Raw genomic sequence first — 25,098 nt, 5'->3', positions numbered from 1 at the left:
GCCGCCTGGAGCGGTCGCTTAACGCCTCAAGCCCGTGCTCCTTGTAGCGATCGAAAATCTTGTAGCCGGTCTTGCGGGATATGCCGAACTCCCGGCAGACCTCGGTCATGGCTTCCCCATCCAGAAGCCGGGCGACAAAGCGCAGGCGCTCTTCCATTACCGAACTCGCTTTCCACGGCATCCACACCTCCCGCAGAACAAAAGCGGAAAGTGTAACCCATGTGTCCGGTACGTACCGTCACCTATGTCTCAGGCTGCTCAGCGCAAGCCCTTGATTTCCCAGCTTGGTGCGTGGACATGAGTTTTCATTCGGGTCGCGTGTGGCCTCACGCTTGACCCGGTAGATCATACAGCGTCGCCTTACTCAATCGTGAGCGAGCAGCTCGCCTTCGGCAAGCGGCATTCGGGCGAGCCCGACAAATTCGGCGAACCTCGGGTCGTTTTCCTCGCGGCGTTCGAAGAGCACCGGAAGAAGGGCGACGCTGACACTTGCCCGAATTATAGTTAATTCGGTTTTACGGAAGACGCTGTACGAAAGATGCCGCTCAGCGATAACCGTGCGCAACTAGGCGGTTGCTGGAGCGCGCATCGCAGAAAGGTCGACCTGCTTTCCGTACATACCCCAATTGCTCTCGGGGATCTCCTGGACGGCGACGTAGGCCGGCACTTTTCCTTCGCCAATGGCAGCGTGTCTGCCGAGGATCGCCGTGCCTTCCTCGATGAGCCGCTTCTTGGCGGGATCGTCGAGGCCTCCCTTAATTGCGTTGATCAGCAGGGCTATGATCGGACGCGATGCGACTTCTCCACCGCTGAAGACAGCGTCGGGCTCGTACTCGGCGAAGATAACCCAAACCCCCGATCGGATTGTCGGTGTGTCGGCAAGGCGCTCGCACGCCATTCCGAGGTCAGTCAGTTCGGCAGCCACTCGCGCGCGAGCCTCGGGGGTGAAAACGCCACTGGGAGCGTGAACGAACATTTTTGGCACGCAATCCTCCTCTTCTTCGGTCAAGCGGTCTCTGCAATCGAGAAGAATACGGACAAGCGGTCGAGCAGCGACCCACGGCTGGTCTGGTGACCGCAGGCGCCGGAGAAAATCCTTTTAGCTCAGCCTCGCCTTCTCGAGATCCGGTTCATCGTCAACCACGAGGATGGGCGCTGCGTGCTCGATCCTCGTGTCGATTTCCTGCCGTAGGAGCGCGAAGTCGATCGGCTTGGTCAACAATCCTTCGGCGCCATGTTCGATCGCTGTCCTACGCGTTTCTGTATCGCCATAGGCGGTAATCATGATGACTGGCACGTCGGGACGCGTCGCACGCATGATCGGCAATAGCTCGAGCCCGCTCATCCCGGGCATGTTGATATCCGAAAGGATCAGGATCAGCGAAGCGTCCCGGATCTCGACGGCACGCCTCAGCGCCGCCGGCGCTGACGTGGCGAACTCCATCTGAAAGCGCGCGGAACGCAGATCGTGCCGGAACCGCTGGCGGAACAGGGCTTCGATGTCGGGTTCATCATCGACGACCAGGATATAGACGGTCAATTTTTGGCCTCCTCGGGGATTTGAGCCGCCGCGATGCGTGGCAGCGTGATGGTGAACTCGGTAAATGCGCCCGGCTCGGTCGCGACCTCGATGCCGCCGCCGTGCTGTTTCACGATGATGTCGTGACAGATCGAAAGACCAAGCCCTGTTCCTTCACCAGCCGGTTTGGTCGTGAAGAAGGGATTGAAAATCTTCTCCTTCACCTCCTCGGGGATGCCCGTGCCATTGTCGCGAATTCCGATTTCCACTCCGTCGCGCACGCTCCTGGTACTGGCGCACAGGGTCGGCTCGAACGCCGCGCCGGCCGTCGCCTTGCGCTTGGTCGTCGCGTAGAAGCCGTTCGAAATCAGATTGAGCAGTACGCGCGTGATGTCCTGCGGGTAAAGATCGATCGTCCCGGCATCAGGGTCCAGCTCGCACTGGAGTGTGATTTTGAAGGCCGAGTCCTCCGCACGCGCGCCGTGATAGGCGAGGTTGAGACTCTCTTCGACCAACGCATTGACGTCAGCCGGGCGGCGCTCGCCCGAGCGCTCGCGCGAGTGCAGCAGCATGTTCTTGACGATGGAATCGGCTCGCTTGCCGTGCTGAATGACCTTCTCGAGGTCCTCTCTAAGAAGACTGGTCAATTCATCGACTTTGATGCGGATTTCCTCCGTGAGAGTTGCCTGCCTTAGGACGTCGTTGAGTTCGTCGGTCAGCTCGACTGACAGCGCTGAAAAATTGTTGACGAAATTGAGCGGATTCTTGATTTCGTGTGCGATACCTGCCGTGAGTTGGCCAAGAGAAGCAAGCTTTTCGGTCTGCACGAGGCGATCTTGGGCCACGCGCAGGTCCTCGAGTGATCGTGTAAGATCGGTCGTTCTGGCCTGCACTTCGTTGAAAAGCCGGGCGTTCTCGATCGCAATAACCGCCTGATCAGCAAATGTTCGTAACAGACGTATGTGCTCTTCCCGGAATTTTCCGATCTCTGCGCGCGTTACGCTGATGATGCCGACGCTCCCGGAGTCGCGAAAAAGCGGGATCAGGGCAACGCTCCGGAAGCCTCGCTTGCGCGAGAGATCCAACAGGCCAGGCAAGTCGGCGAACCCCAACTCGCAATCCTCGATCTGAACTGGCCGTACCTCCCGGATTGTTCTTTCATACCAATCGACGTCTGAAAGCTTCAGGGGAAACAGATTGATCAAGGCCGCGTCCGCGATCTCGCCTCGTCGGGTGAACGCAGCAAGATGCAACCTGTCATCGATTAACTGAAGAACCGCTGTAGACAGCCCGTTTACGAGCTTGTTGGACCTTTCTGCGATCGCTGCGAAGATGGGGCCAAAGCCGGAAGGCGAACTCGCGATGACCCTCAATATCTCGGCCGTTGCCGCCTCACGCTCAAGAGATTCTCTCAGTTGCTGCTCGAGCGGATCGGGGAGCGGCTGTTGCGTTCCGCTCCCAGTGTAGCCGACGGTTGGTACGACCTGCATCTACCGGCTCTCACGCGGATTGCGAGTGGCGCAAACGTACGCGTTCCCCGTGGTGAAACCGTGCATGCATCCCCCAATAGAGGACTGCGACACCATCCCATGTGACGCGACATCTGTCGTCAATCTGATCTCGCCTGGCTGGGCGACCGTTCCATTCGCCTTCCTGAGCATCGCAACATCGACGAAGGCGCTGGGAGCTATCGATAACTTAGCCGGCATCGCGTCAGTGAGGGTGTAAAGACTGGTAAATCGTCGTCAAGAAAAACACCGATGGGATTGAGCGACGCAGCGAGATCGGTTTGGCGTTGCGCTTGGAGTTACTCCGGTTTCAGAAAGCTTCAGTCCGAAGGATAGCTGGCGGCTGCATATTATTTGAGCATCCAGCTAACGGATGGAACCACGACGCTGCCGGCGGATCTATCGCGCGACGAAGCTCACGGCCAGGTATTTCCACTGGTTTCACAAATGGGTATCGTGGCGATCCCATGGAGCGGGCCGTGATCCTGAAAACGCATGGCGATCGAAAATATCACGACACTACATCGCGTTTGGTGGGCGTGGCTGAGTTTCCGCACCTGCGTGTAGAGCATCGATTTCTCGAAGCTGGATTTCAACGGCCCGGCGTCTGCGTCAGCAACGAGCTTGCGTTTGTGCTTTCTGGCCGCGCATTCGCAATTCAGGAAGGAAACGGCCTGACCCGCCGGGATTTTATTCAACCGGGTATCGCCTGCATTTGCCCCGAGGGGACCGACGAGAGCGTTAGCGGCATTACATCTCCAATCGAGTGTCTGCATATTTTTTTGCCGCCAACCTTGATCCAACAGAGTGCCCTTGAGGACTACGACATAGACCCCTCGAAGGCCGAGTTGGTCTACTCCGGCGGTCTTAGAGACGCCATGCTTCACCAGATCGCCATGAACATCCACGGTGTCGCGAGTCGGGGTGTCGAACAGATAGACCGTCTTTTCCTGGATGGCATGCAAGCAGCGCTTGCGGCACATCTGATTGGTAACTATTCCGTCGATCGCTGGAGGCGGCCCTCAAAAGCCCCGAATATCGATGCCAAGCGCCTCAAACGAGTCCTCGATTTCATTGAAGCGCGTTTTGCGGAGAACATAACGCTCCACGATCTAGCAGCTGAGGCCCATCTCAGTGACTTTCATTTCTTGCGGCTGTTTCGAGAGGCGACCGGCCTTTCGCCTCATCGCTACTTGACGTATCGCCGAGTGCAAGAGGCGCAAACGCGACTGGCATTGAATCATTCCTCACTCGTGGACATTGCGCTGGAAACCGGCTTTCGATCGCAGGGCAATTTCATCAGAGCCTTTCGGAATGCGACGGGACTAACGCCAGGTCAGTATCGCGCACTTCGTCAACCAGGGGGCGAGCGCTGAGGCTCACGGTTCCCGGTCCTCGCATAGCAAGATTTGCGCATGGGTCCGCAGTATTCGGTAATGCGCCGGCCCATCAGCGGTAGTATTATGTGGGCTGTTGCTTAGCACCGCAGCGGCGCGGGCTCGTACCTACTTCACTCGCGACCGAACCGATGTGAACCGGCACTAACATGGATGCAGTTCGCTTCGCCGGAATCGCAGATAGCAGCTTCCAGGTTGCCTGGAAGGATGACGAGCGTGTCTTCTGCCGAGGATCGCATAGGCGCTCCGATGGCAGCGCCGTCGCCGTACTGGCAGTGCGGCCTTCCTCGGAGCGTCCACATCCTGCCGTCATCGATCGCCTTGCTCGCGAACACGGATGGAAGGACGAACTCGATCGCGCGTGGGCTGTATGTCCGTTAGACCTTCTTCATGAGGGCGGTCGCACCGTACTGCTTCTCGAGGACCCAGGGGGGGAGCCGCTCGAAAGCCTGATTGACGCACCAATGGAGGTTGCAAGCTTTCTGCGTCTCGCCATAGATATCGCTGCGGCTGTCGGCAACGTCCACCGGCGCGGCCTCATCCACAAGGATCTCAAGCCGACCAACATCCTTGTGAATCGTGCGACCGGAGAGGTCAAGATCACCGGGTTCGGCATGGCCTCACGCCTGCCGCGCGAACACCAAAGTCCTGCTCCGCCCGAAGTGATTGCCGGCACGCTGCCTTACATGTCGCCGGAACAAACCGGACGGATGAATCGATCCATCGATACTCGCAGCGATCTATACTCTCTCGGTGTCACCTTCTACCAGATGTTGACGGGATCGCTTCCATTCTCTGCCGTCGACCCGATGGAATGGATTCATTGTCACATCGCCCGGCATCCCGTGCCGCCCAATGAGCGTGTCAACGGGATTTCACTCTCTGTCGCCGCAATCGTTTTGAAGCTCCTCGCCAAGAATGCGGAAAGCCGGTACCAGACGGCAGCGGGCGTCGAGGCCGACCTGCAGCGATGTCTCTCCGAATGGGTCACCCATGGCCGGATCGAATGGTTTCCGCTCGGTCTTCATGATGCGTCCGATCGGCTGCTGATTCCGGAAAAACTCTATGGTCGCGAAAAGGAGGTCGATAGTCTGTTTGCGGCCTTCGATCGTGTCATTGCCAACGGGATGACGGAAATCGTGTTCATTTCCGGCCAAGCCGGTATCGGCAAATCGTCGATCGTAAACGAACTGCACAAAGCTCTGGTGCCGCCGCGAGGTTTGTTCGCCGGTGGGAAGTTCGATCAGTACAAGCGCGACATCCCGTATGCAACCCTGGCTCAAGCTTTTCAATCGCTTGTGCGACAGCTTCTCAGCAAAAGCGATGAGGAGATATCGCTTTGGCGATCGCTCCTGCTCGATGCGTTGGGCTTCAATGGCCAGCTCATGATAAACCTGATCCCGGAGCTCGCACTGGTCATAGGAGAGCAGCCAGCCGTTCCTGAACTCCCTCCCCAGGAGGATTACAATCGGTTTCAGCGGGTATTCCGCCGCTTCGTCGGTGTGTTTGCTCGAGCAGAGCATCCCCTCGCGCTGTTCCTAGACGATTTGCAATGGCTCGATACGGCAACACTGGAGATGCTGAAACATCTCGCCACGCACCCCGAGATTCGTCATTTGTTGCTAGTGGGTGCTTATCGTCATAACGAAGTCGGCTCGTCCCATCCGCTCAGACGAATCCAGGAAGCGATCCGTTCCGGTGGCGGGAGGGTGCAGGAGACGTTGCTCGCGCCGCTCAAGCAGGAAGCCATCGAGCAAATGATCGAGGAGACGCTGCATTGCGGCGACGTTGGCGCGCAGCCGCTTGCGAGGCTGATCCACCAAAAGACGGAAGGCAATCCATTCTTTGCAATCCAATTTCTCACGGAGCTCGGAGAGGAAGGGCTACTTCAATTCGATCACACGACAGCGAAGTGGGTTTGGGACGTCTCACGCATCCATGCAAAGCGCTTCTCGGACAACGTGCTCGATCTCATGTCGGTCAAGCTCCGTCGCTTGTCGGGTACGACACGAAACGCCTTGGGGCAACTTGCTTGCCTTGGCAGCGTCGCTGAGATCGCGACCATGATGGTCGTTCACGGAGAGTCCGAAGAGAAGATTCACGCGACGCTCCGGGAGGCGGTACTGGCGGGCCTCATCTTCAAGGTGGACGGTGCCTATAAATTCCTCCACGACCGCGTGCACGAAGCAGCCTATGGGCTCATCCCCGAGTCCGATCTCGCCGCGGCCCATCTTCGGATCGGCCGCGTGCTCGCAGCCGGGACCGCAGCCGACGAGCTTGAAGACAAAATTTTCGACATAGTGAACCATCTCAATCGCGGCGTGGCCCTCATCGAGGCCCATGACGAGCGCGAGCAGGTTGCCGGGTTGAACGTGTTGGCAGGAAAGCGCGCAAAAAGCTCGACTGCGTACGCGTCGGCTCGCAATTACCTCGTGCAAGCATCTAAGCTTTCACCTCTTGATGCGTGGACTAGCCGCTACGAGACGACATTCGAGCTCTACCTGCTACTCTCGGAATGCGAATATTTAGCCGGCAACTTCGAAGCGGCCGACGCGCTCTTCGACATCATCCTGGATAGAGCATCATCAAACTTGGATCGAGCCAAGGTTCACAGCTTGCGCATCAAGCTGTACCAGGTAGCAGGCAAATACGACCAAGGACTCGCTGTCGCGTTAAATGCGCTGAGCTCGTTTGGAGTCACTTTTCCTGACAACGATCAGGACATCAAGGCAGCCGTTGAAGCGCAATTCCGCAATCTTCCCGTCAATCTGGCCGGGCGCCCGGTCGGCGCGCTTCTCGATGCGGAGGTTGCGGTTGATCCCATCAGCCGGGCAATCATTGAGCTCCTCGTTGACGCAACACCCTGCGCCTATATCGCGCGGCCGCCGCTGTTTCCGCTGGTCGCTCTCGAGGGGGTCAATCGTTCCATAACAGACGGGAATACGGAGCAGTCGAGCTATGTTTACGGTGTCTTCGCGCTCTGGCTTGTCTCCCTGAAGGGCGACATCGACTCGGCGTATCAGTTTTCCGAGATGTCGCTACGGCTGAACGAGCGATTCAAGAACTTGCGTTTGCGAGGCACGCTGCTTCACCTGCATGGCGATCATGTCAATTTGTGGCGAAGGCACTTCGCCACAGGACTACCGATTCTGGAGCAGGCGTTTGAGGCCTGTCTCGAGGTCGGGGACCTCGTCTATGCGGGGTTCCTCGCGTTCGAAACCGTGTGGCAGCTCATCGAAAAGGGAGAAACCCTTGAGGATGTGCTGACATCAGCAAGTAGGTACGCAGCGTTTGCAAAGCAGAGCCACAACGAGGCAGTTTTCGAGACGATCCGGCTGCAGCAGCAGTTTATCGGAAGCCTCCGGGGGAGGACGAAATCCCCCTTGAGCTTCGAGGACGGCACATTCGATGAAGCAACTTGCGTTGCCACGATCGTCAAGGCAGCCTTTGGCTGCGGCATCGTCTTCTATCATATCATGAAGCAAATCCTCGCTGTCCTCTATGGTCAGTACGAGGACGCACTACAGGCCGCCGCGGACGCAGAGCCAGTGCTCGGCGCCGCGATGGCGATGCCCATTGAGGCAACCTATCATTTCTGCCACGCGCTTACGCTAATCGGGTTGTATCCTACAGCCTCGGCGCCACAGCAAGCGCAATATCGCAAATTGATTGACGAGAAACTGAAGAAGCTGAAGCTGTGGGCCGACAATTGCCCTGAGAATTATCACAATCGATACGCGCTGGTCTCAGCAGAGATCGCGCGCCTCGAGGGCCGCCAGATGGACGCGATGCGCCAGTACGAAGCGGCGATCCGCTCGGCGCACGAGAACGGCTTGATCCAAAACGAAGCCATGGCCAGCGAACTCGCCGGCCAGTTTTATCTTGCTGTGGAGCTTGAAACGAACGGCTACGCGCATCTGCGCAACGCTCGTGCGTGTTACGCGCTGTGGGGGGCAGACGGTAAGGTGCTGCAACTGGAATCTCGATACCCCAACCTTGCTACTGGCGAGAGCTATCGGCAAATCGAGACGGCAGCGGCAGCCATCCAGAAGCTGGACGTCAACACACTCTTGAAGGCCTCTCAAGCCGTGTCCAGTGAGATTGAATTGCCGAAGCTGATTGGGCGATTGATGAACGTCTCGCTCGAAAACGCGGGAGCCGATCGAGGGTTGTTGGTCTTGCCCCAGAACAATGACTTTCGAGTCGAAGCGATGGCGGAGGTAGCCGGCGGCGAGATTGTTTTGTGCCGAATGTCCCTCTCCGGCAACGATGTCCCCGACTCCCTGATTCGGTATGTAATTCGGACACGCGAAACGGTCATTCTCGATGATGCCAGGCGACCCAACCCCTTCTCGGGCGACGAGTACCTCCGGCGTCGACAACCTCGTTCGGTCTTTTGCCTTCCCCTCGTGCGACAAACGGCGCTGGCCGGAGTACTCTATCTCGAGAACACGTTGACCACGGGCGCGTTCACGCCAGATCGAACTGCAATGCTTGGGTTGCTGGCATCGCAACTTGCGATCTCGCTGGAGAATACGCATCTCTATAGCGACCTTCAGCAGCGTGAAGCGAGAATCCGTCGCTTGGTCGAAGCCAACATCATCGGGATCGTTATCTTCGATCACCAAAGTCGAATCACTGAGGCCAATGATGCATTCCTCCGCATCGTTGGATACGACCGCGCAGCTCTCGCATCGGGACTTCTCAACGGGGCCGAACTCACGGCGCCGGAATGGCGCGACCGCAACACACAGATGCTCGAAGAAGTTAGGAGTACGGGTATCGCCCAGCCATACGAGAAAGAGTATGTCCGGAAGGACGGTAGCCGTGTGCCTGTACTGGTCGGCGCGGCGAGCTTCGAAGAAGGCGGGAACCAGGGTGTCGCTTTTGTCCTCGACCTGACGGAGCGCAAGCGGATGGAATCCGAAGTGCAGGAGCAGGAGGCGAAGATTCGGAGCCTGTTCGACGCCAACCTCATCGGGATCGTCTTCTGGGACTTCGAAGGTCGCATCATCGAGGCCAACGATACGTTTCTCCACATGATGGGATTCGACCGGGACGATTTCGTTTCTAGTCGGGTACGCTGGACAGATTTGATTCCGCCGGAGGAGAGCGACCGAATTGCGAGGGCCCTGGAGGAGATAAAGGTCACAGGAACGATACGGCCGTTTGAGAGGGATTATTTTCGGAAGGATGGTAGCCGCGTGCCCGTGCTGATGGGAGCGGCTCTCCTTGAGCAAAATAGAAATCAGGGCGTCTCTTTTGTCCTTGACCTGACTGAACGCCGGCGAGCGGAATCTGAAGCACGTGAAAGCGAGCGGCGCTATCGCGAGACTCAGATGGAGCTGGCACACGCGAATCGTGTAGCAACCATGGGCCAGCTTACGGCCTCGATCGCCCATGAGGTCAACCAGCCGATCACGGCAACGATCGGAAACGCCGAGGCGGCGCTGCGCTGGCTCGCCCGCCAGCCACCGGAGTTGGAGGAGGTTCGCCAACTACTTGAGAGGATCACCAAGGATGGCCGTCGAGTTGGCGTCGTCGTCGATCGAACTCGTGAGCTTGTCAAAAAGGCGCCACTGCGGAAGGAGCGCATGGAGATCAACGAAGCGATCGGCGAGGTGATCGAGCTCACGCGCGGTGAGGTAACGAAGAGCCACATCGCGGTGCAGACACAGCTTGCGGAGGGCTTACCTCTTGTTGAAGCCGATCGCACCCAAGTACAGCAAGTTATGTTGAATTTGATCATCAACGCAGTACATGCCCTGGATGAGGTTAGCCAAGCGCGGCGCGAACTGCTGATCAGCTCTTCGATGAACCGCTCAAACGGCGTACTGGTATCTGTGCGAGATTCGGGGAGGGGTATAGGCCCGGAGCAACTGGATCGACTTTTCGATCCATTTTACACGACCAAGGCAAGCGGCATGGGAATGGGGCTATCGATCTGCCGTTCGATCATAGAAAGCCACGGAGGAACGATTTGGGCCGAGGCAAACGTTCCGCAGGGAGCCGCATTTCATTTCACTATCCCGCATCTCAGCAGCAATGGCCTGGAAACTTGAGTTCGAAGAGCGGTTTTCGGCTACGGCCTCAATCGCCCAATGCCCTCTCGATGCAGCCAACCAGCTTTTCGACATCCAGAGGTTTGCGGAGGAAGCCTATCGCCCCACTGGAAATAGCCTTCCTTTCGAGATCTGGTTCCGTGCGGGCCGTTATCATGATGACCGGAAATGATTGGTTGCGCTGATGAAGTTGCTTCTGAAGCTCGAAGCCGTTCATTCCCGGCATATGAATATCTGTAATCGCGCAGGCGAATCGTCCAAAGTCAGCGGATGCAAGAAACTCCTCCGCGGACGCGAATCCGAGGGCGTCGTATCCAAGTGATCTTGTTAGCGAGACCAGCATTTCCCGCACAGCGACGTCATCATCGACAATGGAAATCATTTCTGTCGCCGCCTACGTGGTTAGAGCATTGAACGTCTTCTCAGCGCGCTCTGTTCTTGAGTGCATCTGCCATGCGAACCAGATCTGCAATGGAATGAGCTTCCATTTTGCGCATCGCGGCACCGCGATGCATCTTGACTGTTATCTCGCTTAGGCCGAGTTCTCCTGCCACTTGCTTGTTCAGTTTGCCGGAGGTTACCAACATCATCACTTCGCGCTCGCGCGAGGAAAGCGTGGCGAACCGATCGGCCGTCGCGACAGCCCAGTCATCGTTGGCGCGACGCGCCCGATCCCGATCGAGTGCTGTCGTGACCGCATCGATCATGTCTTGATCTCGAAATGGCTTGGGAAGGAAGTCGACTGCGCCGGCTTTCATACCTCGCACACTCATCGGAATGTCCCCATGTCCAGTCATCAGCACCACGGGTAATCTCACCCCAATTTCCTGGAGCTGTTCCTGAAAGTCCAGTCCGTTGATTCCCGGAAGGCGAATGTCGAGAACAATGCAACCGGGGCCGTCCAGGCGGCTCGCCTTCAGAAACTCCTGCGTAGTGCTGTAGCTGCGGACGTTAAGCCTGACCGACCGCAGCAGGCTATCGAGCATTAAGCGCACAGAATCGTCGTCATCAATGACGTGCACGGTAGGTGTGCCATCCGTCGCTTGGGCCATGCGCGCGCTACCCAGAAGAAGCTTGAAATCAATACCATAAGTAGCGCCTAACCCTACTAAACGAAGGTGCGGCCGTCACCAACAAAAGAACACACCAAAGTATGGGTCGTAGAGACCCTTGCTAGATTGGCCTGCGACAAAATGGGCATCATAGTAGAAGCGCGTTGGCCTTACTGTGCGACATACGGCGCTTAACATTGCGCGAGGTAGTCGGTGACCCTGCTAAGCGAACGGCCAGTCAAAAGCGGGCTCTTGGATGAGGGCTCTTGTTCAACACCGCAGCGGAACAGTCCCGTTACCGCCTCACCAGGGGCAGAGCCGACATCCGAGGAGTGCTACGAGTTCGCAGGCCTGCGATTGTTTCCAAAGCGGCGGATGCTGGTGCACGGCGCCGAGCGCGTCGCGATTGGCGGGCGGGCGCTCGACCTATTGCTCTTGCTGGTGTCGCGGGCTGGAAGCATTGTGAGCTTCAACGATCTAATGCGTCTGGTTTGGCCAAACGTTACGGTCGAAGAAGCGAATGTTCGCGTGCAGATGGCCGTCCTTAGAAAGGTACTGTCGCAATGCGACGAGACGAGCCGCGCAATCGATACGGTGCCGAATCGCGGATATTGTTTCGTTCTACCCGTACGCTATCATCCGCACGGGATCGAGCCGAACGGCTCAAGGCCCTGGAGGCCTGCCGCACTGCCAATCCTGCCTAATCCGACAGTCGGTCGAGATGAAGCAATTCAAATTGTTGAAGGTGCGCTGGACCGACATCGCCTCGTAACCATCACCGGGCCGGGCGGTATCGGCAAGACAACCGTTGCGATCGCAACCGCGAAGCGTTACGCGGAGCACTTTCAGGGCGTGATCGGATTCGTTGATCTGTCGCATGTCGTTGACGGTGCTGGAGCAGCTCAAGTCATCTCGGAGGCCCTGCATCTGGCACCAGGTCATGACCCGCTCGAATTATTGTGCGATCACCTTAGGCTTCATGAAGCGGTTTTGATACTCGACACATGCGAGCACATCGTTGAACCCATCGCGACACTTGCAGAGGTGATGTTAAGTCGGTGCTGTAATTTGAAGTTGCTGGTGACCAGCCGGGAAGCGCTACGAGCGACCGGGGAATGGACCCATCTGCTGCCGTCGCTCACGTTTCCCGCAGAAGGAGAGGAGATTGAGCAGAGGGACATAGCGAAATTCTCGGCAATCACCCTGTTCGTTGATCGTGTCCAATCTTCGATGCGATTTGAACCACGCCGGCGAGATATTCCGACAATTGCTGAAATCTGTCGGAGGCTTGACGGAATACCGCTCGCGCTCGAGCTGGCCGCCGCTCGGGTTGCGGAGCTTGGGCTTCGTGATATTGCTGCCCGTCTCGACGATTGTTTCGCAATTCTCACACGAGGTCGCCGGACAGCGTTGCCCAGGCACCGCACCTTGGCAGCGGCTTTCGATTGGAGCTACGGCCTTCTCTCTGAGGAAGAGCAGCGCATGCTGGTTCATCTGGCTACTCTCCGTGGCTCGTTCACTGCCGAGCGCGCTATCGCGGGCTGTTTGGATAGCGTGTGCACGCGGCCATCAGAATCGTTCTACCGTCTTTTCGACAAATCATTTCTCGCGGTCGAGATGGCGAGTGAAGCGCCGATGTTTCGGCTGCTCGAGACGACAAGAGCTTATGTGGCGGGCATAGTATGTGCGTCGCATCCACCGGATCGTGCGCTCGCAAGAGTTGCCCTCGCACGAGGCCGATCGTCGGGCTGACACGAGCATTCCAGGGTGCGCCGGACGAGAAGTGGCCGCAGCGAGAGCCGCGGAATGCCGGAGAATTCGTGATCGACCGGCGGCTTTACACCGATCACACGAATCTCGGTATTGGACCGAGCTGCTGTGTGGGATGATCAAGCTCGATGAACGTCTCGTCGACATAGCACCAGCCCCAACCCTCTGGCGGATCGTAACCCTCAATGATGGGATGTCCACTCGTCTGAAAGTGCTTTGTGGCGTGCTTTCCGGGCGATTGGTCGCAACAACCGACGTGGCCACACGAACGACAGATGCGCAGGTGGACCCACCAGCTCCGAGTCTTCAAGCATTCCTCGCAGCCTCGCGCGCTCGGCGTAACGGTCCTGATAAGGCCTCTATGAGAACAGGAGCTCGGCACTAGGCACCTCCGTGCCGCGAATTTGCGGCCAGTGGTTAGATCGGCGACAATGCGCGCGGCGTCCTAACTGGCACCCCCGAATTTGCCAGCTATGATGCAAGAACTCGTAGATTGCGGTCAACAAGGGAAGACTGCTCGGACCTCTTGGGGCTACTCCCTGTCAACAAATCCTTGAAGCGTCGAGGCTGCGACCGAAGGTACTGATTTGGTGCCTGGACCTGCGCGCCTAATTCGGCCGCAGCATGCCAGGGCCACCGAGGATCATAAAGGATAGTCCGTGCCAGTGCGACCATATCAGCTTCCCGGGTACCGACAATCGCTTCGGCCTGGTCGAAGCCGGTGATCTGTCCGACGGCGACGACAGGTATCTCGACGGCTGTCTTGACGGCCCGAGCCAGGGGCACCTGATAGCTTGGCCCCACGGGAATCCGCTGAGCTGGATGAAGACCCCCGCTGGAAATATGGACCGCGTCGCAGCCGGCAGCTTCGAGCGTCGTTGCGAAGGCGCAGGTTTGTTCGATGTCCCAGCCTCCGTCGACCCAGTCGGTGCCAGATATTCGAACGGTGACGGGCCTGTCAGGTATCGACTCGCGCACCGCCTCGAATACCGCAAGTGGAAATCGCATGCGATTTTCCAAGGATCCACCAAACTTGTCGTCACGCTGGTTGGAGAGCGGTGACAGGAATTGATGCAAAAGGTAGCCGTGTGCGCAGTGAAGCTGTATCAGATCGACGCCGATATAACGGGCGCGTTTTGCCGATGATACGAATGCATCTCGTATCTCGCGAAGTCGTTCGAGGTCTAGCATCTGCGGCGACATCTCGCCTTCGGCATAGGGGATCGACGAAGGTGCTTCCGTCTGCCAGCCATTTGGCGCGCTCGGCGCGATCTGGGCCCCTCCTACCCAAGGCACGTCCGTCGACGCTTTGCGGCCTGCGTGGTTCAATTGGATGCCGATAGGAATGCCCGACCAGCGTCGAATTCGATCGAGCGTGGAGCCCATCGCCATTTCCGTCGCATTGTCGTACAGGCCAACATCCGCCCATGTGATGCGGCCATCCGGCAGCACTGCTGTGGCCTCGATCGTGAGCAGGGCCGCCCCGGAAAGCGAAAGGTGACCCAAATGGATCAAGTGCCAGTCGGTCATGCAGCCATTGTCTGCCGAATATTGGCACATCGGCGCGATAACGATCCGGTTCGACAATTCGAGCGAGCCGACCCGAATGGGTTCAAACAGGGCTGGCCGATGCGTCATTGCAATCTTTCTCCGCGATGCCATCGTTTCGAGCAGGAGCTGTCGGGCTCGGTCGGCGGACGGACCCGCCGTCATCTTTGCTCGTTCATGAAGCGCCGACCTTTCCCCGAAACGTCCAGTAGCTGAAACCAACGTAGGCCAGGATGATCGGGACGATTGCAGCGATTGCGAAGAACGAGATCACTTGGGTTCGCTGTTCGGACGCCGCATCCCAAATGTTCATAACCCCCGGAATGGCGTAGGGCCAGACACTCGCGCCGAGCCCACCCAGCGAGGCGAGGAACAGCAGAATCGCGCAGAGAAATGGCACCCAGTCACGCGGTCCGGACAATGACCGCAAGGCGCCGACCCAGGCGGCTGCGGCGAGGAGGGGAAGCGGCGAGAGCGACAACAAATGGGGGAGCGTGAACCAACGATCGGCGATCGCAGGGACGCTCAATGGAGTCCACAGGCTGATCAACGCGATTGCGGCTCCCGTGAGAAGAAGCGTTACGAGCGCGAGCCTGCGGCCGGAAGCTTGCGTCGATCCCTCGGTTTTCCATATCAACCAGCATGCGCCGAGCAGGCCATAACCGGCTGCTAGCCCGAGGCCGGTTGCGACTGAAAACGGCGTGATCCAGTCGAGCGGACCGCCGGCAAAGTGGCCGTCGGCGACTCGAATTGTCCCGCCGATGAATGATCCCAGGATGGCGCCCTGGCAAAAGGCTGCGATCGCAGAGCCGCCAGTGAAGGCCGCCGTCCAGATGACTCTCAAGGGACCGCCCTGGGATCGGAAGCCGAACGAAACGCCGCGCAAAACGAGCCCAAACAGCATCAAGGCGAGGGGCACGTAGTACGCCGGGATGAGAATTGCGAAGGCTCCGGGAAAGGCGGTCCATAACACCATCGCGCCGAGTACGAGCCAAGTCTCGTTGCCGTCCCAGGTGGGCGCCAATGTTCGGATCATGATATCGCGGTCCGCCGGACACGATGCGAATGGCAAGAGGATCCCGACTCCGAGGTCGAAACCATCCAGGATGACATAGAGCGCTATGACGAAGGCCGCAGACACGGCGAACACCACCGGCAGATCGAGATTGCCAAAAATGCTCATTTGATCGCTTCCGTTGCTGCGATTGCTACGTGGATGGCGCCGAGCGGCCGGCCAACGGGAGTTGTTGGTGTCTCGGTCTCGAACCCACGCCACACCAATCGGCCGCCATAGTAGAAGAAGCCGAGTAGCAGGAGGTTGTAGAGCACCAGCGCGACGGCGAGCGATCCGAAGACAGCCCCGCCTGCAATCGGGGAGACGGCATCAGCGGTTCGCAACTGTCCGTAGACGACATACGGTTGCCGTCCCACCTCCGTCACTGTCCAGCCCGCGAGCGTCGCGATAAAGCCAAGCGGTGTGCCGACCAGACACGCGTAGAGATACCAATCCGTGTCGAACAGCTTCTGGCGCCAGCGAAGATAGAGAGACAGTAACGCAAGGCCGAGCAGCGCCATTCCGCAGCCAACCATGATCCGGAAAGCGAAGAATACGGGAATGACGGGCGGACGCTCGCTCGCGGGAACTTCTTTCAGGCCCTTGACTTCGCCGTTAAACGAATGCGTGAGAATGATGCTCCCTAGCCAGGGGATTTCGACGGCGTAGTCGTTGCGCTCAGCCTTCTCGTCGGGCCAGGCAATGGCGGTTAGTGGCACCGCTTTCGCCGTCTCCCATCGCGCTTCGATCGCTGCGAGCTTCATCGGCTGGAATTTACGGGTGTTGAGCCCGTGTTGATCGCCGACGAAGATTTGCAGTGGTACCAAAATCGTTGCCATCCAGAGGCAGAGCGAGAAGGCCGCGCGGGCAGGCGCCTGCTCCTTCTCCCGGCCGCGCAGCAGCCAGAACGCGGACACGCCGACAACGACGAAAATTCCGGTGATGAAGCTGGCCAGCAGCATATGTGCGAGCCGATATGGCATCGAAGGATTGAAAACCACGCCCCAGAAATCCGTGGTGACGAACCGGCCGTCGCCGGTCATGGTGAAATCCACCGGCGTCTGCATCCAGGAGTTGGCCGCGATGATCCAGAATGCCGAGATGACCGTGCCCGTCGCCACGATCACAGATGCCGCGAAATGCAGCCATTTCCCGACGCGCTTCTCACCGAACAGCATGATCCCGATAAAGCCGGCTTCCAGGAAAAAGGCCGTCAGGACTTCGAGTGTCAGGAGCGGGCTGATGACGTCAGCCGTGACTCGCGCATACCGGGACCAGTTAAGTCCGATTTCATATGAGATGACGACACCGGTCACGACGCCCATCCCGAACGCGAGGGCAAAGACCTTCGTCCAGAAGGTCGCGAGCTGATGGTATGCCGGCTTTCCGGTCCGCAGCCACAAGGCGTTCAAGGTGACGATGAACCATGCGATCCCGATCGAAAATGCCGGCCAAAGGATGTGGTAGCCAATCGTGAACGCGAATTGTAGGCGCGAGAGTATCACGGGATCCATCGGCACACTCCATCCGCGGACACGTGACAGCTCCCAGGAGCTGGAAGGATTGTCCGCACATCCTTCAGTGTGCCGTTTCGCCTCGAACAAATATTGTGAAAGCGTGCCCCTATTTGTCTGTGTCGAGCCGCGCGTTGCGCTGATGCCGGCGAATGAGTTCGTTCACTCTCAAGCGTGCGTCGCCAGAGTTACACCGCACCGACGCAGTAGCGCTTTGACAAAGCCAAACGGAGCGGGCGTAAACGGCCCTGGTGGCGCCCGTGTGATCCAACACAGGCAGAATAGGCCGGCGATCGCCAGCCAAAAGCACAGTGAGAAGCCGTCGATGAATGCCAGGACACTGGCTTCGCGCGCAACGGTTCCCGAAAAAACATGGATCGCTCGTGCCGATGCTGCATCAGCACCACGATCCGAGAGTTGATCGGCGAGTGCGGCCAATCGGTGTCCGACCTCGGAATTGCCGTCTGCAACGTGAAGCCCGAGATAATTCGAATGAATCTGCTCGCGGACCCGCAGCCATGTGGTCATTAACGCCACGCCAACCTCCGCGCCGACCACGCGGATGACCTGGATATACGCCGAGAATGCCGTTGCACGAGACGAATCCGAGTTTGCGACCAGGGTAAGAATGGTTGGCGTCAAGGTGAAAACCTGGCCGACCGACAACAGGAGGACGATCACACGAAAGTCCGCTGCCGCCCAATCGTTGGTCAATTGCATGCCAAGAAAGCCTACTGCGGCGAAGGTCGATAGTCCGAAGGCGGCAACCCAACGGGCATCGAAGTGTCGAAGGATAACGATCGAAAGTGGTGTCAGCATCAATATCGGCAGGGCGCCATAGGCCAGCATCAGCGATCCATACTGCTCGGGACGCAGCAACGTGACGGTCCCGAGAAAGCCGGGCACGAGGACGGAATTGGAGAGGCTCGTCAGGGTGTAGAACAGGGCGGTCGCGAGGCCGAATCCGATGTTGCGCTTGAACAGCACGTTGATGTTGGCCCAGGGATCGCTCGCGTAGATTTCGTTGACCAGGAAGGCAATGAAGAGGGCGCCGCCACCGGCAATCAGGCCAACCACGATGCCGGAGCCGAGCCAATCGAGCCGGTTACCCTGATCGAGCCCAGCGTAGAACATCGACAATGAAGCGCCGAACAACAACATGCCGGCCCAATCGGCCTTACGCAAAAGGTCATGGTTGATCTGGCATGGAGGTGTGCCCAGATAGACCAGCAATGCCATCAGCGGCGCAATCACGACGCCTTGCCAGTAGAACCATTGCCATCCGAGGTCGGCGGCAAACAGCCCGGCGGCGGCGAGGCCCACATCCTGCGTCAGCCCAACGCGCACTGCGTAAAGGGCGATCGCCCAAAGCCACCACTTCATCGGCAAGTCCCGGAATATGATCATGAACGTCGCCGGCACAAAGGTACCCAGCAACATCCCATAAATGATGCTCAACACCATCAGCGCTTCGTAATTCCTGGCGAACGGGATGGCATAGGAGACGACGGCAAACAGCAAACTGGGGACCGCCAGGATACGTCGCAATCCGAAGGTCGTGACGAGCCAGACCACCGCCGGAGCGACGAATATTTGCGATCCGACGGAGGCCGTGTAGAGCCAGGCTCCCTCGTCGAAGCTGAGCGAGAACGCTCCGCGCAGATCGGGGAGCCCGTAGCCGATCAATCGCGTGTCGTAATTGGTGAAAATGGAGCCAAGAACGACGGCGGCAACCGCGAACAGCGGTTGCGGAGTGATACCCCCGAATGAAACGGGCCCGCGCCGATCATCGTCGCTACTGATCATCCGCCGCCACCGACATGAATGTGGGTGACGACGGACATGCCCGGCAACAGCTGAGCGAGCAGCGGCTGATGCTTGTCGAAGGCGATCCGCACGGGGATTCGCTGGACGACCTTGGTGAAATTGCCGGTCGCATTGTCCGGTGGGAGCAGCGCGAACTGAGAGCCAGACGCCGGCGAGATCCGCTCGACATGTCCGCGCAGCGGCCGGTCCGGAAAACTGTCAACTGCGATATCGACGGCCTGACCAGGGCGGATGCGCGTGAGCTGCGTTTCCTTGTAGTTCGCTATCACGTAGACGTTCGGGAGCGGCACGATATTGATGAAGTTTCGCCCGACAGTGACATAATCGCCGAGCTGAACTTGACGTTCGCTGACCACGCCATCGAACGGCGCAAGGATGCTGGTATAACCCAATCGGAGACTCGCGGCAGCCAAAGTCGCTTTGGCGCCGTCAACATCCGCGGCACGCTGCTTCTTCGTCCCCTGGAGCACCTCGAGCTGGTGATGTTGTTCGGCGACAGCCGCACGACTGGCGCGCGTATCGGCCTGGGCCTTGCCGTAGGCGGCAGTCGCCTGCTCGAGCCGCTGTCGCGTGCCTGCATCAGTCTGCGACAGAGCTTGCTGCCGATCCTGCTCCTCGCGCGCCTCGGTCTCGATGGCCTCTGTCGATCGAAGCGTCGCTTCAGCCTGCGCGATGACAGCATATTGGCGCTCAATCTGGTCGCCCAGGATTTCGATAGCAGCCCGCGATGCCGCCAGGGTGGCGTTCGCCAGATCCACCTGAGCTTGGTAGTCGGAGGGATCGATCTGAATCAGCAAGTCGCCTGCCTTGACCGACTGGAAATCGTCGACGGCGACGGATGATACCTGACCGGAAATGCGGGTGCTGAGCCGGGTGACGTCCGCACTCACATAGGCGTCGTCGGTCGATTGTATGGCCGCCTGGCCCGTCCAGGCGTTCCAGCGGTTCGCCGCGACGGCGATAAGCGCAACAACGGCCAACAGAACGAGGGTGGGCAGCAGGAACCGTAGGTAGGACCGTAGCGCCGAAATCGCGCGATGATCGCGAAGCGGCTCGGGTGTGGCCTCGCGCATCAACATGTCTTTTGAGTCGACTGGCATTGACCCTCACCGGTCAGTCGTTCGACGCGCGCGAGATCCTCGCGGACTTGCTATGCTATGGCCAGGAGTGGAGCAGGGGCGATTGGAGAACGCCGCCAGACGTGGCTCCCTTGAACGCCCGCCGCCATGCGTGTGGATTGTGCCCCACCGTGCGCCGAAACAGGCGGCACAGAGCGGACTGGTCGACCAGGCCGCAGGCGACCGCAATTTGACTCAACGGCTCGTTGGTCGTGAGCATCAGCTTCTGGGCGCGTATGGTTCGCCTCATTGTCAGGTAGGAGTGAGGCGGCTGGCCAAAGCTCTTCTTGAATGCCCGCGAAAAGTAGCTGGGGCTGAGATTGACCACGCCTGCTAGTTCGGCTGTCGTCAGCGAGACGCTCAGATTGGCTTCGATATGCGCTTTCAGACGGCGCTCTTGCCAGGGAGCCAGCCGACCTGCGCTCGCGGATGGAGCATGCGCATTTTCGTCCAACGTTGCGCGCAAAATGTCCATCACGCAATCGATGAGCTGCCGGGCACGCGCTTGATCCGAGACGACGGCGTCGTCCGCGCTCCGAAGCAGTTCCATCATCGTATGCGCAGAAGCGAGCGAAGACGGTTCGGTCGGCGTATCGCCGCTCATTTTGCTGACAACATGCGCCGGCGTCGCCCCTGCGCCGTGGGACAGAGTGGTAGAGCCATCCATGATTCACCCAGTAGGAAATTGGCGTTGGAACCATGGGCGGCGGCTGCGCCAAGTGAAAGTTAAAGGTTGTAAAAAGAGGAAGGAGGCTCTCGCCGGATTTGTCCTCGATTTTACAGCACGAACGGGAAAGTCTCGGCGGTGCTGATCAAGGCAGGCGGCGCCGAATGGCTAGGATCCATCACGCAGGGAACGGTTGGCGGATGGAGTCGTGAGAGCCAGGAGCGCGCAACATGAGAGATATGTTCGAGTTTGCGGAGCTTAGCAAGGACACGTCGGTCGCGGATGTCGAAGACCACGTCCTGCTGAAGGAGATGTCCCATCGGATCAAGAACGAATATGCAGGCATCATCAATGCAATCTCGCTGCGCGCCCACAAGTCGCAGAGCACGGCAGTCAGGGCCGCCTTGACCGACGTGGCGACGCTCCTGATGCAGTTGTCGGATGTCCATCGGGCGCTGACGTTTCCCCCTGGTCGGCAGCCGGTCGAGGTCTGTGCGTATCTGCAGCGGCTGTGCGGCGCGGTGAGTGCTGTGCGGCTAAGGGATCGCAACATAAGGCTGCTGCTCGTCGAGTCCGAACCGCAATTTCTTGCGGCCGAAAGCTGCTGGAAGCTTGGGCTTGCCGTCTCCGAGCTCATTACCAATTCGTGCCGGCACGCATTTGGCCCGGTCGACGGCGTTATCCGGATCGAGTTGTCGAAGGCCGGGCCAATGGTGACATGCTGCATCTGCGACAATGGTTGTAACCGAGGTCAACGGCCGGCGGGACGGGGTCTGAAGCTCGTGAAATCCCTGGTGCAAAGCGTTGGAGGCACGTTCGATTGTGGCTTTGGAGACCGGGGCGCCATCACGCTGATCTCGATGCCCAGCAGCGGAACTCTTGGCGGCCTTCACTGAGGATTGCGGCGCGAGGTGACACTTTTACCTCTCTTTACTTGCTCGCCGATGCGGCGCAGGCAACGTTGGCAGGTCGAGAAAGCCCACCCAGGAGCAGGAGCGCGAGAGATGGCGGAAGCAAGAGCATTTGCAGCGGCCACACCCAATCTCTTTCAGACGATCAATCCAGCGACGGGTGAGAAGGGAGCAGCCTACCCCGGGCATAGCATCGACCACGCGTTGTCGATTGCCGCCAACGTTCATCGCGCGCAGACCACGTGGCGTCGGGTCGGCTTCAAGGATCGCGCTCCTTTGATGAAGAATGCCGCCAAAGTCATTCGCGACAATAGTTCGCGGTATGCCAAGCTCATGACGGAGGAGATGGGCAAGCCAGTGACCGATGGCCTTGCCGAGCTCGACAAATGTGCCTCCTGTTGTGACTATTTTGCCGAGGCCTCGGAAGGCTTTCTCAAGCCGAAACCTCTCGATATGAGCGTCGGCTATTCCGGCCCCGGCGCGCCACCCAAGGCGTTTGCGACCTTCAATCCCCTCGGCGTCATCCTTGCCGTCATGCCGTGGAATTTTCCGTTCTGGCAGGTCATCCGGTTCGCTGCGCCGCATCTGATGGCCGGCAACGGCGGCGTCTTGAAGCATGCGTCCAACGTGCCGGGATGCGCGTTAGCCCTGGAGGAGATTTTCAGGCTGGCGGGATTCCCCGTCGACCTGTTTCGAGCGGTGCTGCTGCCGTCGAAGGATTTGCGGCCACTGATCGAAGACCCGCACATCGCCGCGGTCACGCTGACCGGCAGCGTTGCCGCCGGGAAGTCGGTCGCCGCGATCGCCGGCGCAGTCATGAAGAAGGGCGTCTACGAGCTCGGCGGCTCCGACGGCTATATTGTGCTCGAGGATGCGGATCCGGTCGCCGCCGCCAGGATATGCGCGCGCGGGCGCATGGTGAACGGTGGCCAGAGCTGCATCGCTGCGAAGCGCTTTGTTGTGGTCGAGAGCGTCGGGCCGGCTTTCGAGAGCGCGCTCGTCGAGGAGATGAAGCGTTTCGAAATGGGAGACCCCAACGATGCGAAGACGCTTCTCGGGCCGATGGAAAGCGTGCATTCGCGGGATCAGATCGCAAGTCAGGTCAGTCAGAGCATCAAAAATGGTGCTCGGCTTCTGCTGGGTGGCGAGGCTCCGAAACGCGCCGGCGCCTGGTTTCCGGCAACGATCCTGTCGAACGTTCTGCCGGGCCAGGCGGCGCATGACGAGGAACTGTTCGGGCCCATTGCTGCGGTCATATCCGCCAAGGACGAGCGGGACGCGATTCGTATCGTGAATGCGAGCGAGTTCGGCCTGGGATCAGCGGTGATAACCGCTGACACCGCACGCGGCGAGCGCATCGCGGCGGAGGAGCTCGACGCCGGCGCGGCGTTCGTCAACCAGAACGTTAGGTCCGATCCGCGGCTGCCGTTCGGCGGGATCAAGAACAGCGGTTACGGCAGGGAAGTGTCGGAGTTCGGCATCCGGGAGTTTTGCAACATCAAGACGGTTTTCGTCGAGAAGCTGTAGGAGTGTCGGGCCCCTGGCTGAAGGGCCGAGTATGAGGCGCACTGCCCTGGCGAGGAAAAAATGAAGATCTTCATCGTCGGCATTTCCGGAGAGACCGGGTTCAGGCTTGCGGCCCTGCTCAAAAGCCGCGGCGATGAGGTCGATGGTTTATATCGGCGGGCTCAGCAAGGCGAAAAACTGCGGTCGATTGGCGTTGCCGGCACTCTCGGCGATCTCGTTCGGATCGATGAGACGAAACTGGTGGCCCACTTCTCAGGAAGCGATGTCATAGTCTTCGCAGCTGGCGCCGGCGAGGCCGACAGCGATGCCATGATCGACACCGTTGATGGTGACGGCGTAACCAAATCGATCGTTGCTGCCCGAGGCGCTGGCGTCAAGCGCTTCATCCTTGTCTCGGTATTTCCCGAAGCCGGGCGCCAGAAAGGATGGGGTGAAAGCTTCGAGCATTACATGGCAGTGAAAAAGCGTACCGATGTGGAGTTAGCTCGGACTGACCTGGACTGGATTATCTTGCGTCCTTCCTCTCTCAACAATGAAAGAGGTGTTGGCACAGTTAGCCTGGGGCCAGCGGAGTTCCACACGAGCATTCGTCGTGATGACGTTGCGGCGACAATCGTGGAATTGGTTCACACGCCAGCTCTACGACGTAGAATCCTGGAATTGACGGAAGGTACGATGCCCATAGAGCGCGCCGTCAGAATGCAGATCGACGGCTGAAAGAGACGCTGTCGGCTCATCGCACTCATCGCTTGGCGGAAGTGGCCATGAGAGATCGATTATCATGAAGAAACTCACAGCCTGGGAATTAATCTACGCGTTCGCGATGGCGATCGCTTGCGCGGTCTCTTACCTCCTGACAACCGAATTGCTCGGCGGCTTCATCGATCGCGGCGATACTCTCCTCGGAGGTATGTGGGCTGCTGTCGCGACTCTGTTCGTGTTCCGCGAGACCCGAGAAGGGAGCGTTTCGGCGGGGATATCGCGGCTGACCGCGACCTTTGTGAGCTTCGTCCTGAGTTTCATCTACATCGCTTTTCTTCCTGTCAATGCGGCCGGTATCGGTCTCGTTATTGGCGTGGGGACCATCGTGATGCTGTTCCTGGGACGGCGCGAGGACATTGTGACCACCGGGATCACGACAACTGTTGTGCTGGTGGTCGCTGCCATCGACCCGAAGCATGCGCTGGCGCAACCGTCGCTCCGTCTGCTCGACACGGTCGTTGGGATTGGTGTCGGCATGCTGGCGAAATGGGCCGGGTCTTATGCCGTGGCCCGCGCCGGGATTATCCCAGTTTCCGACAACGCGTCGCATTCGACGGCGAGGCAGGCCGAGGCATGACCAGCTCCGGCCAGTTTGGGCTGACTTGCCTGAGAAAATGCCATGCCAATCGCCGAAGTCTCCGAGCACGTCCACGCCGAGCGCTTTACATCTTTAAACTGGTTTTATTCCGACCAGACGCTTCTACTAGCTGCGCAAAGCACCGGCCTGAGAGGAAGATCACGACGATCGCTTCCGTCGCAGCCAACCTTTCAAAGCAAGGCGATGATCAGGCCGCTCCCTGCAACATTCGATCGTCTCGTGTCGACTGTGAATACGGCAAAATCAATCCTCCCATCAAATGAA

General features: G+C 58.9%; 20 protein-coding genes. 7 read left to right on the top strand and 13 right to left on the bottom strand.

Features of this window, described 5'->3' with window-relative positions; all coding sequences use genetic code 11:
* From SO139_RS24335 to SO139_RS24320, 4 genes are all read right to left on the bottom strand, one after another.
* The coding region (locus SO139_RS24335) for a helix-turn-helix domain-containing protein (RefSeq protein WP_498540692.1) at positions 1–181 on the bottom strand (181 nt) is incomplete at its 3' end.
* Between the two features lie 384 nt (positions 182–565).
* Positions 566–1,009: a tautomerase family protein gene (locus SO139_RS24330; protein WP_449384244.1), complete on the bottom strand. Its 444-nt coding sequence runs from the start codon at positions 1,007–1,009 to the stop codon at positions 566–568.
* A gap of 90 nt (positions 1,010–1,099) precedes the next feature.
* Positions 1,100–1,540, bottom strand: coding sequence for a response regulator (locus SO139_RS24325; protein WP_449384243.1), 441 nt, complete (start codon positions 1,538–1,540; stop codon positions 1,100–1,102).
* Entirely contained in the window at positions 1,537–3,009 is a 1,473-nt protein-coding gene (locus SO139_RS24320) for a sensor histidine kinase (RefSeq protein WP_449384242.1), read from the bottom strand. The genes SO139_RS24325 and SO139_RS24320 overlap by 4 nt, the downstream gene beginning before the upstream one ends.
* 497 nt (positions 3,010–3,506) lie before the next feature.
* Here SO139_RS24320 and SO139_RS24315 point away from each other — a divergent pair, with 497 nt between their 5' ends.
* Together SO139_RS24315 and SO139_RS24310 are read left to right on the top strand one after the other, a co-directional pair.
* Complete coding sequence (locus SO139_RS24315; RefSeq protein WP_449384241.1) at positions 3,507–4,403, top strand: helix-turn-helix domain-containing protein; 897 nt, start codon at positions 3,507–3,509, stop codon at positions 4,401–4,403.
* Between the two features lie 170 nt (positions 4,404–4,573).
* Positions 4,574–10,486: an AAA family ATPase gene (locus SO139_RS24310; protein WP_449384240.1), complete on the top strand. Its 5,913-nt coding sequence runs from the start codon at positions 4,574–4,576 to the stop codon at positions 10,484–10,486.
* 28 nt (positions 10,487–10,514) lie between these two features.
* Here SO139_RS24310 and SO139_RS24305 read toward each other — a convergent pair whose 3' ends face one another.
* Both SO139_RS24305 and SO139_RS24300 read right to left on the bottom strand, forming a co-directional pair.
* Complete coding sequence (locus SO139_RS24305) at positions 10,515–10,868, bottom strand: response regulator transcription factor (RefSeq protein ID WP_449384239.1); 354 nt, start codon at positions 10,866–10,868, stop codon at positions 10,515–10,517.
* Between the two features lie 40 nt (positions 10,869–10,908).
* Entirely contained in the window at positions 10,909–11,538 is a 630-nt protein-coding gene (locus SO139_RS24300) for a response regulator transcription factor (protein ID WP_449384238.1), read from the bottom strand.
* Between the two features lie 375 nt (positions 11,539–11,913).
* Between SO139_RS24300 and SO139_RS24295 the strand changes: the two genes are divergently transcribed.
* Positions 11,914–13,290 carry an ATP-binding protein gene (locus SO139_RS24295; protein ID WP_449384237.1) on the top strand — a complete coding sequence of 459 codons (1,377 nt, stop codon included), beginning with the start codon at positions 11,914–11,916 and terminating at the stop codon, positions 13,288–13,290.
* A gap of 94 nt (positions 13,291–13,384) precedes the next feature.
* Here SO139_RS24295 and SO139_RS24290 read toward each other — a convergent pair whose 3' ends face one another.
* The 7 genes from SO139_RS24290 to SO139_RS24260 all read right to left on the bottom strand — a co-directional run bounded on the left by SO139_RS24290 (position 13,385) and on the right by SO139_RS24260 (position 20,973).
* Positions 13,385–13,690 (bottom strand): UBP-type zinc finger domain-containing protein, encoded by a 306-nt coding sequence (locus SO139_RS24290; RefSeq protein WP_449384236.1) that lies wholly within the window; start codon positions 13,688–13,690, stop codon positions 13,385–13,387.
* Positions 13,691–13,779: 89 nt separating this feature from the next.
* Positions 13,780–14,946, bottom strand: coding sequence for an NADH:flavin oxidoreductase/NADH oxidase (locus SO139_RS24285; protein WP_449384235.1), 1,167 nt, complete (start codon positions 14,944–14,946; stop codon positions 13,780–13,782).
* Positions 14,947–15,031: 85 nt separating this feature from the next.
* A complete protein-coding gene (locus tag SO139_RS24280) occupies positions 15,032–16,039 on the bottom strand; it encodes a cytochrome d ubiquinol oxidase subunit II (RefSeq protein ID WP_474799244.1) in 1,008 nt (335 codons plus the stop codon).
* On the bottom strand, positions 16,036–17,424 hold the full coding sequence (locus SO139_RS24275; RefSeq protein WP_449384620.1) for a cytochrome ubiquinol oxidase subunit I: 1,389 nt from the start codon (positions 17,422–17,424) through the stop codon (positions 16,036–16,038). The genes SO139_RS24280 and SO139_RS24275 overlap by 4 nt, the downstream gene beginning before the upstream one ends.
* Before the next feature lie 168 nt (positions 17,425–17,592).
* Complete coding sequence (locus tag SO139_RS24270; RefSeq protein ID WP_498540691.1) at positions 17,593–19,230, bottom strand: MFS transporter; 1,638 nt, start codon at positions 19,228–19,230, stop codon at positions 17,593–17,595.
* Complete coding sequence (locus SO139_RS24265; RefSeq protein ID WP_474799242.1) at positions 19,227–20,351, bottom strand: HlyD family secretion protein; 1,125 nt, start codon at positions 20,349–20,351, stop codon at positions 19,227–19,229. The genes SO139_RS24270 and SO139_RS24265 overlap by 4 nt, the downstream gene beginning before the upstream one ends.
* 55 nt (positions 20,352–20,406) lie before the next feature.
* On the bottom strand, positions 20,407–20,973 hold the full coding sequence (locus SO139_RS24260; RefSeq protein WP_498540690.1) for a helix-turn-helix domain-containing protein: 567 nt from the start codon (positions 20,971–20,973) through the stop codon (positions 20,407–20,409).
* Between the two features lie 293 nt (positions 20,974–21,266).
* Here SO139_RS24260 and SO139_RS24255 point away from each other — a divergent pair, with 293 nt between their 5' ends.
* The 4 genes from SO139_RS24255 (at position 21,267) to SO139_RS24240 (ending at position 24,813) form a co-directional block, all read left to right on the top strand.
* On the top strand, positions 21,267–21,932 hold the full coding sequence (locus SO139_RS24255; RefSeq protein ID WP_449379635.1) for a sensor histidine kinase: 666 nt from the start codon (positions 21,267–21,269) through the stop codon (positions 21,930–21,932).
* Positions 21,933–22,040: 108 nt separating this feature from the next.
* Entirely contained in the window at positions 22,041–23,474 is a 1,434-nt protein-coding gene (locus tag SO139_RS24250; protein WP_449379636.1) for an NAD-dependent succinate-semialdehyde dehydrogenase, read from the top strand.
* A gap of 60 nt (positions 23,475–23,534) precedes the next feature.
* Positions 23,535–24,191 carry an NAD(P)H-binding protein gene (locus SO139_RS24245; protein WP_449379637.1) on the top strand — a complete coding sequence of 219 codons (657 nt, stop codon included), beginning with the start codon at positions 23,535–23,537 and terminating at the stop codon, positions 24,189–24,191.
* A 106-nt stretch (positions 24,192–24,297) separates the two neighbouring features.
* Positions 24,298–24,813: an FUSC family protein gene (locus tag SO139_RS24240; RefSeq protein WP_449379638.1), complete on the top strand. Its 516-nt coding sequence runs from the start codon at positions 24,298–24,300 to the stop codon at positions 24,811–24,813.
* Positions 24,814–25,098 lie beyond the last annotated feature (285 nt).

This window comes from Bradyrhizobium sp. UFLA05-89, assembly GCF_059803475.1.
The sequence above is the reverse complement of the archived record's forward strand: the minus strand, read 5'-3'. Positions and strand labels throughout refer to the sequence as shown.

Bases quoted from the DNA above. Each gene is read 5' to 3' on its own strand.
- SO139_RS24245 (WP_449379637.1), top strand. From the start codon at position 23,535: ATGAAGATCTTCATCGTCGGCATTTCCGGAGAGACCGGGTTCAGGCTT.
- SO139_RS24305 (WP_449384239.1), bottom strand. From the start codon at position 10,868: ATGATTTCCATTGTCGATGATGACGTCGCTGTGCGGGAAATGCTGGTC.
- SO139_RS24265 (WP_474799242.1), bottom strand. From the start codon at position 20,351: ATGCCAGTCGACTCAAAAGACATGTTGATGCGCGAGGCCACACCCGAG.
- SO139_RS24270 (WP_498540691.1), bottom strand. From the start codon at position 19,230: ATGATCAGTAGCGACGATGATCGGCGCGGGCCCGTTTCATTCGGGGGT.
- SO139_RS24255 (WP_449379635.1), top strand. From the start codon at position 21,267: ATGAGAGATATGTTCGAGTTTGCGGAGCTTAGCAAGGACACGTCGGTC.
- SO139_RS24275 (WP_449384620.1), bottom strand. From the start codon at position 17,424: ATGGATCCCGTGATACTCTCGCGCCTACAATTCGCGTTCACGATTGGC.
- SO139_RS24310 (WP_449384240.1), top strand. From the start codon at position 4,574: ATGGATGCAGTTCGCTTCGCCGGAATCGCAGATAGCAGCTTCCAGGTT.
- SO139_RS24240 (WP_449379638.1), top strand. From the start codon at position 24,298: ATGGCGATCGCTTGCGCGGTCTCTTACCTCCTGACAACCGAATTGCTC.
- SO139_RS24260 (WP_498540690.1), bottom strand. From the start codon at position 20,973: ATGAGCGGCGATACGCCGACCGAACCGTCTTCGCTCGCTTCTGCGCAT.
- SO139_RS24295 (WP_449384237.1), top strand. From the start codon at position 11,914: ATGCTGGTGCACGGCGCCGAGCGCGTCGCGATTGGCGGGCGGGCGCTC.
- SO139_RS24320 (WP_449384242.1), bottom strand. From the start codon at position 3,009: ATGCAGGTCGTACCAACCGTCGGCTACACTGGGAGCGGAACGCAACAG.
- SO139_RS24280 (WP_474799244.1), bottom strand. From the start codon at position 16,039: ATGAGCATTTTTGGCAATCTCGATCTGCCGGTGGTGTTCGCCGTGTCT.
- SO139_RS24250 (WP_449379636.1), top strand. From the start codon at position 22,041: ATGGCGGAAGCAAGAGCATTTGCAGCGGCCACACCCAATCTCTTTCAG.
- SO139_RS24300 (WP_449384238.1), bottom strand. From the start codon at position 11,538: ATGGCCCAAGCGACGGATGGCACACCTACCGTGCACGTCATTGATGAC.
- SO139_RS24285 (WP_449384235.1), bottom strand. From the start codon at position 14,946: ATGACGCATCGGCCAGCCCTGTTTGAACCCATTCGGGTCGGCTCGCTC.